This window comes from uncultured Endozoicomonas sp. (assembly GCF_947495845.1).
Lineage (GTDB): Bacteria > Pseudomonadota > Gammaproteobacteria > Pseudomonadales > Endozoicomonadaceae > Endozoicomonas.
Window position 1 is genome coordinate 1 of record NZ_CANMAO010000010.1, and the last position, 16,962, is coordinate 16,962.

Here is a 16,962-nt window from a genome sequence, read left to right on the forward strand (position 1 = left end):
CGCGGGATGGAGCAGTCTGGTAGCTCGTCGGGCTCATAACCCGAAGGTCGTTGGTTCGAATCCAGCTCCCGCAACCACTTTCAAACCCTAACTCATCATTATTTCCCCAATGCATTTGTTGAACAACACTTCTCCTGCCAAGCGGGCATTAATAGTTGAAGGTGGTGGCATGCGGGGTGTCTTTACTGCCGGCATTCTCGACGCCTTTATCGATAAACGAGTTCCCTTATTCGATGGCTACTTTGGTGTTTCTTCTGGAGCATTGAACCTAAGCGCTTACCTGTCAGGTCAAAAAGGATTAAGCCTGGACCTGTATACGGCACTTTGCAACGACCCTGATTTCATTAGTGTACGACGACACCTTAAGGGTGGTCACTTAATGGATCTTGATCTGTTTTTTCAGCGTCTTGCAAAGTCCAGCCGCTTTAATATTCCTGCTATTTTCAAAAAACTTCAAACCAGTCACTTTTGCGTTGTAACCACCGATGTAGAAACCGGAAAACCGGTCTATCACGGGATCAACCAAAACCATACAGCGGATGAATTTCTGGACATACTAAAAGCCAGTAGCGCACTACCGGTTCTGTATAACTCATCCGTTACAATCAATGATCTTGAAATGACAGACGGTAGCCTATCGGATCCTATCCCTTACCGGAAAGCGATTGCCGATGGGTTTGATCAGATTGTCATCCTACGGACTCGCCCTTTGAATTTCAGGAAAAGCAACTCCCTGAAGTCTCGTTTCTACGCGTGGAAAAGCCGTGAGAAACCGTCAATTGGCCAGCTAATAAAAGACCAGGATCAAATATATAACCTTTCCGCCGAGTGTATAGAACAACTAACCATTGAAGACAACGTAGAAATACTGCAAATCGCACCACCGAGCCCTCTACAGACTTCAAGAAAGACGACAGTACGCAACCATTTGGTTGCGGATTATCATCAAGGCTATTCCATGGGATTCGCATTGTCGGAACAACTGCGTACCGAACAATCACTCTCTTCAATTTTCTAATCAAACCTGCATCCTGTCTGCTAGATTCATAGGGTTCTTTTCTTAAAACCCTTTATACCAATGGCGTTTTTAAATTTTGGAGCGAGCAAGTTATTTTGAGCGACTGGGCAAGGCGAAGAGACGAGTCATAGCCAAAGCTATGGCGAGGAATTTCAACGCAGAGCCAGTCGGTCAAAATAGCTGCGCAGGCCATAATTTAAAAACAGAATTGGTATTAGTCAATGCGAGCACATCATGCCAAGACAGGTTCTCGTCCCCGTCGCCAATGGTTCAGAAGAAATTGAAGCAGTGACGGTCATTAATACACTGAGAAGATCCGGTGCTCAGGTGACAGTAGCCAGCTGCAATATAGACGGCAACCTTGAGATAGTTGCATCACAAAAAACCCGACTCACCAGTGATATTCATATCAAAGAATGCTTTGATGCCCACTACCATTTGATCGCTGTACCGGGGGGCATGCCTGGTGCAGACAACCTGAAAAACAACCCCGAACTGATAGAACTCCTCCAAAACCAACAACGTGCAGGCAAGTGGTATGCTGCTATCTGCGCCGCGCCTGCTGTTGTTCTGGCCAGCCATGGCTTGCTGGATAATACCCATGCGACATGCTATCCAACATTTATGGAGCAAATGGAAGGTGCTCTGGCTCATCCGGAAAAACCGATTGTCATTGATGAGAAAAAGCGCGTTATCACCGCTCAAGGTCCAGGCAATGCAATGGCCTTTTCTTTCAAATTAATTGATGCCCTCTACGGAAAAGATGCCTTTCGGCCGATAGCTAAACAGATGCTGGCTCACTGGGCGTTAAGAAGCTGTTCATGATCTTTTGCGAATAGCGAAAACGAGGAGAAAATGTTCCTGTTTTTCAGTTTTTTGAGGCGCATAGTGGCGCTACGTAACGAAGAAAACTGAAAAACAGGGGCGTTTTATCGTCGTTTTCAGCTCGCAGAAAGATTGTGAACAGCTTCTAAGTACCTGAGCATATGAAATCCTATTTTCGTTTCCATATGCCCGGATAGTTATAACCGCTTTAGCCTTCATATCCTTCGAAGTAATTTGGAACACATACCTAGAAATGCGTATAAAATAGACATAAGGGTTTTCCGAATACACAGGAACCCCCTTAGCGATCACCCGCGAGGTAAACAAAATGGAAAGTTTCATCCTGATTGTGGCTGGTACTGTCATTCTCTACTATCTGAGTCAGAAACAGGATCAAATGGCCGACTGGATGCTTGGTGTGGAGTTTAACCGGTTTGAGCGCATCTACCAGAACGTGACTTACTCTTGTCAGGATTCAACGGTAGTGCGTAAGCAGGTAACCAGCGCCATGCCTATTCCTTTTATCCCGTCTACCGGGTATTCGGTAAAGGCCCTTTGCCTGACAGAGGACAAGCACTGGTTCTGGTTTGACGCAGCAATCCGCCGCATGAAGCTGGACAAGATCAGCATTACTCCATCAAACTCGAAAGAAGCCTTCGATGCTCTGAAAGATGATCCTGAAATACTGCACCGCTACTTTTCTAATCATGATCAACAGTCTGCTTAACCAGCAGATCAGAAGCGTTTTTAGTAGCATTTAATAATTGCCCACTTCACAGTGGGCAATTTGCATCAGGCCGTTTCTACCATCCCACGCAGGTCTTTGCGTAAAATTTTACCTACAGGCGTCATGGGCAGATCTTCACGGAACTCGCAGGATTTCGGCACCTTATAAGCAGTAAGGTACCGTCTGGACCAACCGATCAACTCTTCTTCCGTTAAGCTCTCATCCGATTTCACAACGAACAACTTAACCTTCTCACCGGATACGTCATCAGGCACACCAATCGCCGCACAGTTTGCCACTTTCGGATGACCCGATACGACATCTTCAATTTCATTTGGATATACATTGAAGCCTGAAACGATGATCATATCCTTGATTCGATCGACAATCCGAATAAAGCCATCTTCCTGAATCAGCGCAACATCGCCAGTTTTGAACCAGCCTTCAGAATCAATAACTTCTCGGGTCGCCTCTTCCCGCTGCCAGTACCCAGGCATGACCTGAGGCCCTCTAACGCAGAGTTCCCCAGACTCACCAATGGACAGTTCTTTACCATCATCATTAATAACTTTGAGTTCGGTAGAAGGCACCGGCAGTCCTGATGTTCCCTGCTGAGCCAATTCGCCAGCAGGATTCATGGTCACGGCCGGTGAACATTCAGTCAAACCATAGGCTTCAGAAATAATACAGCCCGCCTCCTGATGCCAGCGCTTAGCTGTCGCCTCCTGAAGTGCCGTTCCTCCCGACAATGTCATTTTCAACCCAGTGAGATCACACTCTTTGAACTTAGGGTGATTCAACAAACTCACAAAGAGTGTATTTAAACCAATAAACATGGTGAAACGCCATGGTTTAATCGCCTTAATAAAAGTGGCCGTATCTCTTGGATTCGCAATCAGGATATTGTGATTACCATTGAGTGGCATGCACAGCAAATGCACAGTAAACGCATAAATATGATAGAGCGGCAAAGGCGCTATCACGATTTCATGGCCATCTTGAGCAATTTTTTGTCCGTCAGGCCCCTTCTGAGACAGAGCTGCTTTCGACTGAAGCATATTCGCAATCAAATTGCGGTGAGTCAGCATTGCACCTTTAGCGACACCTGTCGTTCCACCGGTATACTGCAAAACAATAGGATCGGACAGTTTTGCACCTGTTGGCGCCTGATACGTTCCCAAATCGCCCAAAGCCAAGGCACTACGAAATGGTGTTGCTGACGGTAAATCAAAGTCAGGCACCATTTTCTTCACACGTTTAACCAGGAAATTCAAAATCTGCTTTTTAGGTGAAGGCAACATATCCGCAAGCTGTGTCGAAATAAGGTGTTTTATTTCAGTCTGCCCTACGACCTCTTCAACTAAATGACCAAAGTTCTCAAGAAATACCAGCGCCTTGGCTCCAGAGTCCTTAAACTGGTGAAGCATTTCTCTAGCGGTATAAAGTGGATTCGTATTAACCACTACCAACCCTGCCCTCAAAGCACCATACACGGCAATGGGATATTGCAGAACATTAGGCATCTGAATCGCAATGCGATCACCTGGCTGTAGATCTGTGTGGGTTTGAAGATAAGTGGCAAACTGTCGACTGTATCGATCAAGGTCCGCAAAGGTCAGAGTCAGACCTAAACCAGTAAATGCGGGACGTGCTGCATTGTCAGTTAGAAAACCATTAATGACAGAAAGGACACTGGAGTATTGGTCTGGATCAATGGTGTTATCAACACCGGCAGGTCTCTTACCATTCCAGAAGGATGCATCCATAAGACTACGCCTCTTTTTCTTTTTATTGTTGTTTTTGATTTTTTATCAGGGCATTCCTGTATTTGACTGATGATACCGAACAATTTGCCGATCATCATCAATTAATTGAGGCCATTACAACACGAATATAAATCAACCTCTGGCAATGTTGATCTATTTTATTTACTCTATTTTTAAGCCATGGCCTTTCTGTGCGTCAGGCAGACAAAGGCTTAAGCGACAGCAATGGATATTACCGACAGGAAGTTGGGCATAGTGGAAATATATTCCTCAATCGCATTGCTTTCTGCCAACTTACGGCAGGAGATGCTAAATGACTGAATTTTATTTAAAAATTCTGTCGGGCAACCATATTGGAGCAGAAATTCCTCTTGAGCCCGGTCGCTATGCACTGGGTAAAGGCGAGACCTGCGATCTGGTACTCACCGATGACCAGCTGGATGACATACAACTGACTATCGAAATCTCAGACAGTGGTGAGGTAAAGTTACAGTCAAATAACAGCGGCATGCCACTGATAGTCAATGGTCAGCCCGCTGGCAACAGTATTCAATACAGCACTTTTGATGTCATTCAATGCAACAGTCTTTATATCGCCCTGGGTCCATCGAATACCGAGTGGCCCCAACTAAACCTACCCAGCACGAACACTACACCGCAAGCTCCAGCACAAGAAACAGTTTCTAATGAGACGTCAGGACAAGAGGACGATGTTCATCACGAGGAAGTTGAGCTATCCGCTAATGATTTTGCAGATAACTCTTTCAGTAAAGATGCTCTGGACAGTTTTTATGACGAGAGCACAGATGGAGATCACGAAAGCAGTTTCAATAAAAAATGGTTGCTTGCCATTCCCGCAGTTTTGTTTATCGGCATTATATCGTTGATGGTATTGGTAGCCAGTACTGGCAATGATACAAAGCAGACTGTTGAGCTACCAGATCCATTGGCGACCGTTAAGAGAGTAAAACAGTCACTTGGGCTTAAAGACATCACCTTCAAACTATTGCCTGATCAAACCATAATGATCATAGGGTACACCCAGACTCGGCAAGACAAAAATAAGCTGCAAAAAACGCTTAGAGAGCAGGATATCGCGTTTCGGTCACAAATTGCTGTAATGAATGAAATGCGCGATAACGCCGAATCTTTACTAAAAATCCGGGGATATAATAATCTGGAGTTAGAACTGGATATTACGCCTGGATCCCTGGTTCTTTCGGGTTATGTAGCCACCTCTGATGAGCTTGATAAGATTATTAATATTCTTAAACAAGAAGTACACGGACTTACTTCTGTCGTGGATCAGGTAGAAAATCAAGCAGGTAGAGTAAATACCTTAAAATCTATGCTCAGGGAAAAGGCCTTAATCCCGAGGCTCCAAGTCCTTGTTCGGGGTAAAACTGTTTTGCTAAAAGGACACCTTTTGGATGAAGGACAAGTTTATGACCTTCAAACCATCGTCACCAAGTTTCAGCAGCGGTACGACAATAAACCAGCAATACAGTTGGCGACCAAGTTCTCTAGCGGCTTAATCAATGACAATGCATCACCATTGGTCCTGAATATACGTGGAATCAGTATGGGCCGGGTGCCATATGTCATACTGATAGACGGAACCAAATATCTGATCGGGGCAAAACTCGCTAATGGGTTTACAATTGAAGATATAAACCTCGACTACCTTTTATTAACCAACGGTACTAGCAGATTTAAATATCGCCTTGGAGGGAACCGTGGCGGAAACAATGAAAAGTGATGACTACACAGGTCTATCGAATACCGAAGAACTCTTGATCAATGATCCTCAGGGTCACTATCGGGATCAATTATTAGCCAACCTTTTTAGCGAGGCATCGAGGCTAAAGCAGTTAAGAGATAGGGGAACCGACCCTGATAACTTTGTCAGAATCGACTCTCTACTCACCTCTATCGTCGCCGCCATGGAAGTGGTGGATAAAAACTGGAAGCAACATCATAAATCCTAAGTCTGAAAAGGAATTCAGCCATGGACACGTATAATTCAAATTACAATCAGCCCACCAGCAGCGATTTTAGCTTTGACCGGGTAACAGAGACATTTGGTAATCAAGCCGAAGCTCTGGACAAGGCACTTAAAGATCGCGTTGCGAATATGGACCCGAACAATACCAAGGACATGGTATCGTTTCAGGTTGAATTTAATAAATACATGATCGTTGAAGGCTTACGATCCAGTATTGTTAAATCCATTAAAGACACACTGCAAAGCATTATTCAAAAGCTTTGAGCATTTTCCAGGATGGAGATAACCGGTCATGATCGACGATAAACTCTTAAAGACTCTGGCAGATATCGGCTTCATGGCCAGCGCCACCGGCCTGCCAAAACACGCATTTGGTATTTTCAACGGTATTGAGGCCGCTCGCCCAGACAGCCCTTTGAGCACCATTGGTATCGCGATGGAGTTTATGAACCGCAAGCGTCATCAAGAAGCCATTGACCTGCTTCACAAAGAAGGTTTAAAAAAGTTCCCGGATGACCCTTCAGTACAAGCATTTCTAGGAATGGCTCTCATGTTTGAAGGCAGGAATAAAGAAAGCGAAGGCTTTCTGACCCCCCTGCTGAATTCTAGCGAGCTCGAACCAAACGTGATGGCTAAAGAACTTTTAAGCCATATTCATGGCAGATAAAGCTTAATCTCATTAAAACCAGAGCTGCCTGTTAATCAGGCAGCTGATTCTTCACTGCTTCAGGCATATTTCTTCCAGGAACCACTTCTTCCATCAACCATTGTTTTAAGACGACAGAGAGTAGATTCCTGTATTTCCTTGCCTCATCCGATCCCGATGTTATTTTCTTTGAGACCTCTAGCGCCAACTTGATTGAATCTTGGCTGAAATAATTGTCTGCAATCAATTTGTTATTTTTTCTACGCGACATGGGTGACAACACAGATGACTCACCAAGAATCCTGATAAACTGATTATGCTCTCCTGACACCACATTTCTGGCCATATGCTCAGCAAGCACCGTCACCGGCTCTCTTTGCTCGCTATCTAACCACCGCTGAACCGCTTCTCCTCCACGGCAAATCCGACCACACAGATGATAAAAATAATCATATACCTGTACGCTGCTTAATTTCTGGAAGCCCACAAATGTATGCAGTGAGTAGTGCTGCATCGCCAACATATCTCGATCCATTCTGGGCAAATAAACCGTTCTCACCCCATCAAAATATTTAATCAGCTTTGACCATTCCTTGCTTCGATCTTCAATCGCATGAAACAGCGTTAATAGACCTTTTTCAAAAGAGTCAGCATATTCTCCACAAAGAAACGGTTTATCCATACTCAGGGAATGACGATTTCCAACCTTTATATAATTATTTATGACCAGCTCATGCTCCATCAGATCAGCCTGCCGGATCTCACCGTTGTCAAGCTTGAAAGAGCAATGACGGTATCGGGCATTGTGAAACTGCTCTAACACACACATTAACTGAGTCTTACCCAGCGCATAATTACCAATCCCACGGGCGCTCCCACTTAATGGCCGGTCAATTTCAGCAAGAACGGCGTTCAATACTTCAGCACTGAAAGCCGCTTTGGCATCCACAATATAAGGCACACCTTCACTGGTGATGACATTACGATGATGCAGATCACCCAAACCAAGAAGCAACGATAAACCAGAGATCACGCCCAACTGTCGATAATATTTTTGAGTCTGAGTTTTATTGAGAATATTACCAACACCAGCCTGAACAAATTCGCAATAGCCATAATGAAAAGCATCGTGACAAGGCAACATTTTTAAAGTAGCAATCGCGGCATCACCCAGCAGCGGGTTCAGAAGAGCAGCGACATTAGTCCCCTGCTTTACCTTTCCCACAATCATCTGATCCATCGAAATATCTCGATTCTTATAGACCAACTTTAATCCACAACTAAAATGAAGAATTGCGATCAGTTCGGCGCCATCACGCTCCGGAATCACAATACGTTCTATGCGACCCATCTCACCACCATCAGAAACAAAACATTTTTTAATGGCAGGTACATCCTTTCCCAGCCGTTCAAAGAGTGTTTTCACCTCTCTTAAATAATGAATAATCTTAAGGCGATTTAATCGATACCATAGAGGAAATTCAGAACTGAGATAGCGAATGCCTCCACGTTCATCGATGTGATCCAGCACTTCCGCATATTGATAATTACCTTGAGCCTCCGCTGCCCAGCCAATCGCCTGCAGTAGATGTTTATCAAGATGGTGAAAAATGGGCTCCAGCAGTTCAGCTCGAAGCTTCCCATTCTCAGTCTCCCCATGATAGGCCGTCATTATGCCATCCAGCCAACAAAGCAATGGTTCAAGAAGGTGAAACCTATGGAGCTCAGCAACCTCTAAGTGACCAGCAACCCCAGAAAACAACTTGGACTCTTCCGGCCACCATCGATGCTGATTTAATGAAATTGTTACTGCCCTTTTATCCACCACCTCCAAAAGCTGGTATTTCAACATCCACGACAACACTAACGAAACATCTTTCTCGCCATTTGACTGATGTTGTAATTCAGCCAGCGTTTGTCCTTCAAGACAGGTTTGTGCGGCCCATTTCACGCTCTCTTTATTTAGATAAGCGCTTAGATCTTCATAGAAAAATAGCGATTCAGCACCCAGCAATACTCTGATTCCCCGCTCTGTGGTTTTGAGCAGGCTGTCATTAGAAAGCAGCTGATTTGGATAATGCTCAAAGACCCCGTGATAGGAAAACCCTACATTTCGGCGAGAAAGGTTTGAAACCGAAACGGCCTGTTTGCCTAATAGCTCAATCTGTACATGATATTGTTGAACAATGGACTCCCATGCGAATAATGCATTCACCCGTTGTCGTCCAGCCTCACCAATGTCGGACAGAATGCCTGGGTGTTCTATCAATTGATGAATAATGCTGGCGCACTGAACAGTATCAACGGCTGTGCTTTGTGCTTGAATCAAATGCGCCTGATCCATCGAAAAAACACCTGCCGGTCGTGATATATGATCCAGATTGGCCGACCGAGCATCCACCAGAAAACCACTTACGCCATCTTCCACTAGCTCGCTGTACCCGTTCCAGTTTGACAGTACAGTTACACGTCCATAGGCCATGGCTTCCAACGGAGCCAGACCAAAACTCTCTTGAACATTGTCTGATAGGGAAAGAAACACGTCACAAGCCAAAAACAGTTTTTGCTTTCTCTGGTCATCGATAGAGAGTTCGAATTGTAAACAATCCTCGATATTTAATTCATAGGCTTTACTGAGAATGCTTTGAATGGCGACACTGGCCGCATCCCCTGAACCCGCAACCACCCAACGAACATTCCTATGGCCATAGGACTCAACCAGTTCGCTAATCACCAATAACATGGGGTGTAAATCCATCTTATCCGATGGCGATATTCTTCCCAGACTCAGGATAACAAACTGATCTTCCTGATAACCCAACTCTTCTCTGACATCATCTCGCCCTTCCAGGCTGCAGCCATTGTTTTCAACACCTAACGGCAGATCCAACAATGTGCCTTTATAAGGCAATGCCACACCAAGACTGTCAGAAATTCTCGAACTGGCTGAAGAGAGCAATCGTCGCATCACCGTTTTCTGCGACTTGCTGCTGCAGAGAATTGCATCGGATGGCTTAAGAGGTGACAGTATTAAATCCCTGCTTTTCGACAGATCTGAATCCGTGCTTAGGGTGTGAGCACGACCCGTAATAGGAAAAGGCTCAATACAATAGGCATCACGCAAGGCACAAAGCTGACCTATCCAAGGGTCCCCATGGTGGAACACCTGATACTTAACCTTGGAGAAGTAATTATGAAGATCATGAACCGGAAGAAAACGAACCGTTTTGTCACTGCCATAACGACTCAGGTAATCAGCCCAACTGGCCTTAACCGTTTGCACTTGCTGCAAATGGGTGAATAGATGAATTTCCGTAAAGCGACTGTAGCGAATGATCGCCTTCAGAAACTCATCATTTGCTCGACACAGCCCATTAAAATATGCATTTTCTGCACTACCAACCATACTGCCGAAAATAGCAGAGCGAGCTGGCGTTTTTTTTGAAGGCATATCACTGGAACCTGCAAGGATAGATATACCTTCTTTATCGAACTTCAGGGAAGTTCTATTAGGGCATAAGCATCATTGCTGTGGACGGTGGAGGTTGACGGTTACCACCAATAACGTTTTTGTATAGCTCAAAATTATTTGTAAATTCAGAGAATTGATCCTCGAGCAAACCAAGACTCAATCCATTGACAGGTGCCGAGCTATATAGAGCCAGGACATTTATTTCGTCATCAATACAAAGAGAAACACGCTCAGACGCCATCAGCATTAAGTTGCGTTCTAACAACTTTTTTATGAGTTCTTCACGCTTTTGAGTGTCCAGAGGAAGTTCCTGCAGAGCGCCATAAAGATAAACCCGACCATTCGCCTGAAAGCAAGAAACTTCCATATTCTTGTCAATGGTCAGAGTGTAACGATTATTCTGCGGCTCCAACTCTTCTAACTGCTGCCGGGCAGCAAAGTCTTTCATTAATTGATCAAAACCCATAGCGTCCCTGCTCCTGTGGTTTGATGATCCGGAAGGCTGGATTGCCTGCTGTCCGGATCATTTTTTACGGTTTGAATGACCATCCTTAAATAAGAATAGTTGACCAATATCACTCCACCAGCTGCCTTGGCTGTGCTTTCACCTCACAGGATTTCAGCGCCATGCGCTTAAAAACAGCAATAAGCACCAGAAAAGCAATCAGCGCCGCAAAAAAACCAACGGTTAAGGACTCAGTCATCCCCATGGCCAGATAGCCAATCATGGCGACCACGGCGATGCTCAGCGCGTACGGCAACTGAGTGTTTACATGATCCATATGGTGACATGATGCGCCGGTGGATGACAGAATCGTGGTATCCGAAATCGGCGAACAATGGTCACCAAAGACTGCGCCAGCGAGAACAGATGCCAGCATTGGCAACATCATGGCGATATCTGCAGCAGCAGCCATATCTCCGGCAATGGGCAGCATAATGCCAAAGGTTCCCCAGCTTGTGCCTGTTGCAAATGCCATAATCCCAGACACAATGAACAAAATCACTGGCAGATAACTGGGTGAAATATTGCCACTGACGAGGCTGGCTAAATACTTTCCGGTTTCCAGCTGCCCGATAATCCCCGTCAACACCCAGGCAAAGATCAGAATATAAATGGCAGGCAACATCGACTTACTGCCTTCAACGATGGCTTTCTGCCAAATAGCCCCGTCAATCTTCCGTCTTAGTAACCGTACTACCGCATACACAAGGCCAATCAGACCGCCAGAAATCAACGATAGAGTCACATCGGTGTTTTCAAAAGCACCTAACACAGAGAAAGCCAGCTTGTTTTCAGTAAGCGCAGATGCTCCCGTCCAGATCATAGCTGTCAGTGTTGAAATAACCAGTACAACGATAGGAGAAACCAGATCCGAAACCCGGCCATGCTCATCTTCCTCAAGCTGGGGCGCACCAGGCGGGTTTCCTTTACTGGTATCGAAAAGCTTACCAGCCAGAGCCGCGTTCTCATGCTTAGCCATTGGCCCTACATTCAAGTCCATCGCCGCTGTGCACATAACCATGGCCAGAGCGAAAACCGCATACAGGTTCATTGGCACCATACTGAGGAAGGAAAACACCGGACTACCATCAGAAAGCCCATGCGTGGCCATAATGGTACCAATCAAAGCAATGATATAGGCTCCCCAGCTGGAGATCGGCATAATCACACAGATGGGTGCCGCCGTAGAATCAATGAGATATGCCAGCTTGGCTCTGGACACGCGATGACGATCCGTCAGAGGCTTACTAATGCTACCTACCGCCAGACTGTTAAAATAATCATCAATAAAGATAATAATGCCCAGAAAGACGGTCAGTACCTGCGAGCCCTGACGGGTTTTCACACGCTTTCTAGCCCACTCACCAAACGCTCTGGCACCACCGGAAATACTGATTAAACTGGTAATGACGCCCAGCACCACCAGAAACAACAGAATATAAATATTGCTTAGGTTTAGGCCACCATCCCAGAACACATCCACAAAGCCATCAAAGATACGATGAAGGGTGATGAGAGGGTTCAACCCGGTCAACAGCAATGCGCCGGTGACAATACCCGCTCCCAGTGACAAGAGCACTTTTCGGGTAATAACCGCAAGAATAATCGCAACAGCAGGCGCTAATAACGATAACGACGAATCACTGAAACTGGTCAATTCCATACAACTGATCTCGTTTTCTGATCCCATCAGCCAGTGTATTCCATTATTGGAAAAAATGACGGGACAATTATCATTTGATCAGGAGGCAAGTGTACATCAAGGACGTGCAGACTAACGCTGCACTCTTCGACAGTACCCGTTAGCTCTCCACAGTAAAAACTGTGACAGTAATACACTTATTCAATGCACTACCAGCAAGCCGGCGCGACACACCGACTCACTTCGGCACTGTTCCCTTTCGATTGGGCTAAGGATGTCGTCCTGACCCAATGTACTGATAAACAGCGCGCCTCTAAACAGGAAGAAGAGGATCACAGGTTCAAGCGCAGTAAAGAATATCTGCGTAAACCCTGAAAGATGCATTATGCACCAGAGACAAAAAATCACAAACCGAAAGCCTGACTGACGGTATAAAGATACTCATGAGCTTTAGTCATACCGACATCACTTACATTCAACAACAGCAGTAATAATAACTTTTCTTATTTATTATCAGGAAATTATCGATGCCTAAAAGGCGGGGCTGCACAAGTGACGTACGCTGAAGTAATACAATAAGTGCAAATGGAATCGACCACTTCATTGTTAGTTCTACTACAGCCCCACGTTTATTTCACTTTACTCTGCTTAAGCCAGTAGCGAATTTGTTGACTTAAGGTTGGAACAAAATACTCGCTATTTTCAGGAATGAATTTGTGCGCCGTCGAATTTATTTTTCCTTTGACAGCAAACATTCTTATTGCATTAACTTGACTTAATGCAATTTCTTTTACGCCTCTCCAACTCAAAGAAAAATAGGTTTCTTCATGATTCGGTATAAGAAGCCCCTGCTCCAAGACTGGCCCAGTATCCACACCTTGATCAAGTAAAAAACACGTCCAACCAACTTTCATTTCATCGCCATTAAATATTGCCCAAAAAGGAGAATGGGCGCCTCGGTAAAATGGCGTTATACCAGGATGACCTCCGATAACATATTTAACGGTATTGATTCCTCTTACATCTCTACCCACCCAAGAACCTGTATGTACAACTAAAATCTCTGGTTCAAGCCTTGAGATAAATTCTTTCTGCAACGAAAAACTTTTATCAATGACTATCAATGGGCTGAAGTCTGTTATGATTTTACAATTTTCTTTGTCATTAAAAATTTCAGCTTCCAGCTTTCTATCAAGCCTTTGATTAACCGCTAAATATACAATTCGCGCAAGCATTTGAGATACGGTCGTCAAAAAGCCACGTCGTGAAAATGACCTAATGATATAATCCAGTGGCAACCCTCTTTTTTTTGATTCTGCAATGCAAACACCAACCACATTTACATCATTTTTAATTAAAGTTGCCAGTGTGTTTCTATGTTGTGAGTCATTACCCAAAAGGGCGACAACACGAACATCTCTGATTTCACGTAAACTCATAACGTGCTCTTACCTTTTTTCACAAAAACACTGTACAAAGGCTTTAGACTAATTCGCATGAAGTTCTTTGCTTTTCTGATTAGCAGAGACTTCAAAAACCCCTTCCCCTGTGCCCATTGGTTTATTTGACTAGCGGCTGTCGTATTTTTTGGACAAACACGCCCAAATACCAGAACACCAAACTTCTCGTACGGTCTATAACTTGGTTCTGATGTAAAAAGGAATTCAATGCCAACATCTCCGGCAGCACGTATCGTATCGTCATCCATATCACCGCCTGGAATTGACGCTGTTGATATTTTCTCACCTAGTATATCTTCGAGTATTTTTTTACTTTTTCCCCACTCATCAATCTTCTGATCGTAGGATAAATCTCTGAATATGGATGGGTGCGTATGACTGTGGGTACCAATTACATGCCCCATTTTTCGAATATTTTTGATTTGATCTGTATTGAGAAAGGTATCTGCCCCGATCATTGAAGTGGTGATAAAAAAGTGTCCTACCAACCCCTTATCACTGAGAATTTTTGCAATGCTAACTGCAGAAGATCCGCCATCATCAAAGGTTAAAATCAAGTTCAACATATCCTTTAATGAGGATAAATTTATTACAGATTCAGACTTCTTAAAATGTTTCAATATTAAATCTAAATCACTTAGAAAATGCGAAACCTTGTGTATATATGGGAGCGCACCAACGACCTGAAAACCACTTATTTTGGGGTTATCAGTTACCTCATGATACAAAAATGATATAACATGACGCGTCATCATCCATTTCTCCCCGCCACAAGCCAACCTTCCATCGTATTTGTTCTTTTATTATTTATAGCTTTAATAATTTTCTATTGAGTCATTTCCAATTCAGCTTGCCATAAGTACCCAACCATATGAAATCATATTTTCTGACTCATTGATTAGCCACTCTGCGGCGTTACATCTACGATCACATAGCTACGGCTATGCTCACTCCGATGTGCCTTGCATAGTAACCAATCACTAAGCCAGAAATATTCGATTTCATATGATCGGGTACTTATAGTTTTTATTCCATCAAAAATACTGATTTAAGCAACATCAATTTTATACTACATATTTGTCAAAGGGATGAATAGCACGTTTTGAACTCATGATCGTCGCACAATCAGGGATATAAGCCTGCCTGAGTAACAGATAGGGCTTAAGAATAAGCGGTAGAAGTAAGATCTTATGATCGGGAGATTATCCACGCCTTCCTTCAGTGTGAAGTTACAGCATGGGTAACCCATCACGGCAGTCCGAACCAATCATTAATGCCCACGCCCATAAGGGCGTGGGTTTATAAGCTAAAAACTACTCCCACTCAATGGTCGCAGGCGGCTTACTGGAAACATCGTAGGTCACTCGGGAGACACGATCGATCTCATTAATGATCCGGTTGGACACTTTCTCCAACAGCTCATAAGGCAGATGAGCCCAGCGAGCAGTCATAAAATCAATGGTTTCAACAGCACGCAGTGCAATCACATACTCATAACGACGACCATCGCCCACAACACCAACAGACTTCACTGGCAGAAATACTGCAAACGCCTGACTGGTTTTGTGGTACCAACCCGCTTCACGAAGCTCATGAATGAAAATGGCATCCGCACGACGCAGGATTTCCGCGTATTCTTTTTTCACTTCGCCAAGAATGCGCACACCAAGACCCGGACCCGGGAATGGATGGCGATAGACCATATCGTAAGGCAGACCAAGCTCAAGACCGATCTTCCGAACTTCGTCCTTAAACAGTTCGCGAAGCGGCTCCACCAGCTCCATCTTCATATCTTCTGGCAAACCACCCACATTGTGGTGAGATTTGATCACATGGGCCTTACCCGTTTTCGATCCAGCAGACTCAATGACGTCCGGATAAATCGTTCCCTGGGCCAGAAACGCAATGTTATCCAGCTGACTGGAGTGCTCATCAAACACTTCGATAAATGAATTACCAATGATCTTGCGCTTTTCTTCCGGATCCTGAACACCTTTCAGGCGACCAAGAAACAGCTCTTCGGAATCCGCACGAATCACGCGCACACCCATGTTTTCTGCAAACATGGACATCACCTGATCACCTTCGTTCAGACGCAGCAGGCCGTTATCGACAAACACGCAGACCAGCTGATCACCAATAGCCTTATGCAGCAGTGCGGCAACTACGCTGGAATCAACACCACCAGAAAGACCAAGCAGCACTTTCTGATCGCCCACCTGTTCACGGACTCGTGCAATCGCGTCATCAATAATCTGACCCGGCGTCCACAGCTTTTGACAGCCCGCAATGTCCACCACAAAACGCTCGAGGATTCGTAAACCCTGGGCAGTGTGGGTCACTTCCGGGTGGAACTGAACACCGTAAAACTGCTTCTCTTCGCAAGCCATCGCTGCAATAGGACATGAAGGCGTCGAGGCCGCTACCACAAACCCTTCAGGAAGCGCACTGACTTTATCGCCATGGCTCATCCAAACATCCAGGCTTAGTTTTCCGCCTTCACCGACATGGTCTTCAATGCCATTAAACAGGCTGGTTTTGCCTTCCAGATCCACCCGGGCATAACCAAATTCGCGCAAATCAGAAGTGCTAACCTTTCCACCCAGCTGCTCAGCCATGGTTTGCATGCCGTAACAGATGCCCAGCACCGGAATCCCAAGATTCAATACCAGTTCAGAAGCTCTCGGAGAATCCTCGCCAGTCACAGATTCCGGGCCACCGGAGAGAATCACCGCCTTTGGTGCAAAAGCCTGAATATCCTCATCGGACATATCCCAAGGGTGCAATTCACAGTAAACCCCGATTTCACGAACCCGACGGGCAATCAACTGAGTATATTGGGAACCAAAATCAAGAATAAGAATACGGTCGGAATGGATGTCCTGGGACATGATAA

The 16,962-nt window shown here is 44.9% G+C and carries 14 protein-coding genes, 1 tRNA gene and 1 riboswitch; of the genes, 8 read left to right on the forward strand and 7 right to left on the reverse strand.

Going from position 1 to position 16,962, the window contains the following annotated elements; genetic code table 11:
• The 4 genes from Q1B11_RS08905 to Q1B11_RS08920 all read left to right on the forward strand — a co-directional run bounded on the left by Q1B11_RS08905 (window position 1) and on the right by Q1B11_RS08920 (window position 2,570).
• Window positions 1-77, forward strand: a tRNA-Met gene (locus Q1B11_RS08905).
• A gap of 41 nt (window positions 78-118) precedes the next feature.
• Entirely contained in the window at window positions 119-1,018 is a 900-nt protein-coding gene (locus Q1B11_RS08910) for a patatin family protein (RefSeq protein ID WP_299730885.1), read from the forward strand.
• A gap of 234 nt (window positions 1,019-1,252) precedes the next feature.
• Entirely contained in the window at window positions 1,253-1,843 is a 591-nt protein-coding gene (locus Q1B11_RS08915) for a DJ-1 family glyoxalase III (protein WP_299730888.1), read from the forward strand.
• Between the two features lie 328 nt (window positions 1,844-2,171).
• Window positions 2,172-2,570 carry a hypothetical protein gene (locus Q1B11_RS08920; protein ID WP_067518336.1) on the forward strand — a complete coding sequence of 133 codons (399 nt, stop codon included), beginning with the start codon at window positions 2,172-2,174 and terminating at the stop codon, window positions 2,568-2,570.
• Window positions 2,571-2,635: 65 nt separating this feature from the next.
• Here Q1B11_RS08920 and Q1B11_RS08925 read toward each other — a convergent pair whose 3' ends face one another.
• The gene (locus Q1B11_RS08925; protein WP_299730897.1) at window positions 2,636-4,336 is read right to left on the reverse strand and encodes an AMP-binding protein; all 1,701 of its coding nucleotides are present in this window, start codon (window positions 4,334-4,336) and stop codon (window positions 2,636-2,638) included.
• 313 nt (window positions 4,337-4,649) lie between these two features.
• Between Q1B11_RS08925 and sctD the strand changes: the two genes are divergently transcribed.
• From sctD to Q1B11_RS08945, 4 genes are read left to right on the forward strand one after another with little or no spacing between them, the layout of a single operon-like run.
• Window positions 4,650-6,095, forward strand: coding sequence for a type III secretion system inner membrane ring subunit SctD (gene sctD / locus Q1B11_RS08930; RefSeq protein WP_299730900.1), 1,446 nt, complete (start codon window positions 4,650-4,652; stop codon window positions 6,093-6,095).
• The gene (locus Q1B11_RS08935; protein WP_299730903.1) at window positions 6,073-6,324 is read left to right on the forward strand and encodes a hypothetical protein; all 252 of its coding nucleotides are present in this window, start codon (window positions 6,073-6,075) and stop codon (window positions 6,322-6,324) included. Before sctD ends, Q1B11_RS08935 begins: the two co-directional genes overlap by 23 nt.
• Window positions 6,325-6,344: 20 nt before the next feature.
• The gene (sctF, locus tag Q1B11_RS08940; protein ID WP_067518344.1) at window positions 6,345-6,605 is read left to right on the forward strand and encodes a type III secretion system needle filament subunit SctF; all 261 of its coding nucleotides are present in this window, start codon (window positions 6,345-6,347) and stop codon (window positions 6,603-6,605) included.
• Between the two features lie 28 nt (window positions 6,606-6,633).
• Entirely contained in the window at window positions 6,634-7,008 is a 375-nt protein-coding gene (locus Q1B11_RS08945; protein ID WP_299730911.1) for a hypothetical protein, read from the forward strand.
• A gap of 31 nt (window positions 7,009-7,039) precedes the next feature.
• On the opposite strand, the gene Q1B11_RS08950 is transcribed toward Q1B11_RS08945, so the two are convergent.
• From Q1B11_RS08950 to guaA, 6 genes are all read right to left on the reverse strand, one after another.
• The gene (locus Q1B11_RS08950; protein WP_299730914.1) at window positions 7,040-10,438 is read right to left on the reverse strand and encodes a DUF4135 domain-containing protein; all 3,399 of its coding nucleotides are present in this window, start codon (window positions 10,436-10,438) and stop codon (window positions 7,040-7,042) included.
• A gap of 58 nt (window positions 10,439-10,496) precedes the next feature.
• Window positions 10,497-10,925 (reverse strand): CesT family type III secretion system chaperone, encoded by a 429-nt coding sequence (locus Q1B11_RS08955; RefSeq protein WP_067585590.1) that lies wholly within the window; start codon window positions 10,923-10,925, stop codon window positions 10,497-10,499.
• Between the two features lie 109 nt (window positions 10,926-11,034).
• Window positions 11,035-12,627 carry a Na+/H+ antiporter NhaC family protein gene (locus Q1B11_RS08960; RefSeq protein WP_299730920.1) on the reverse strand — a complete coding sequence of 531 codons (1,593 nt, stop codon included), beginning with the start codon at window positions 12,625-12,627 and terminating at the stop codon, window positions 11,035-11,037.
• Between the two features lie 132 nt (window positions 12,628-12,759).
• Window positions 12,760-12,930, reverse strand: a riboswitch (Lysine riboswitch).
• Between the two features lie 305 nt (window positions 12,931-13,235).
• Window positions 13,236-14,045, reverse strand: coding sequence for a formyltransferase family protein (locus Q1B11_RS08965; protein WP_299730923.1), 810 nt, complete (start codon window positions 14,043-14,045; stop codon window positions 13,236-13,238).
• Window positions 14,042-14,821: a polysaccharide deacetylase family protein gene (locus Q1B11_RS08970; protein ID WP_299730926.1), complete on the reverse strand. Its 780-nt coding sequence runs from the start codon at window positions 14,819-14,821 to the stop codon at window positions 14,042-14,044. Before Q1B11_RS08970 ends, Q1B11_RS08965 begins: the two co-directional genes overlap by 4 nt.
• Window positions 14,822-15,379: 558 nt before the next feature.
• Complete coding sequence (gene guaA / locus Q1B11_RS08975; protein WP_299730929.1) at window positions 15,380-16,957, reverse strand: glutamine-hydrolyzing GMP synthase; 1,578 nt, start codon at window positions 16,955-16,957, stop codon at window positions 15,380-15,382.
• Window positions 16,958-16,962: the final 5 nt, after the last annotated feature.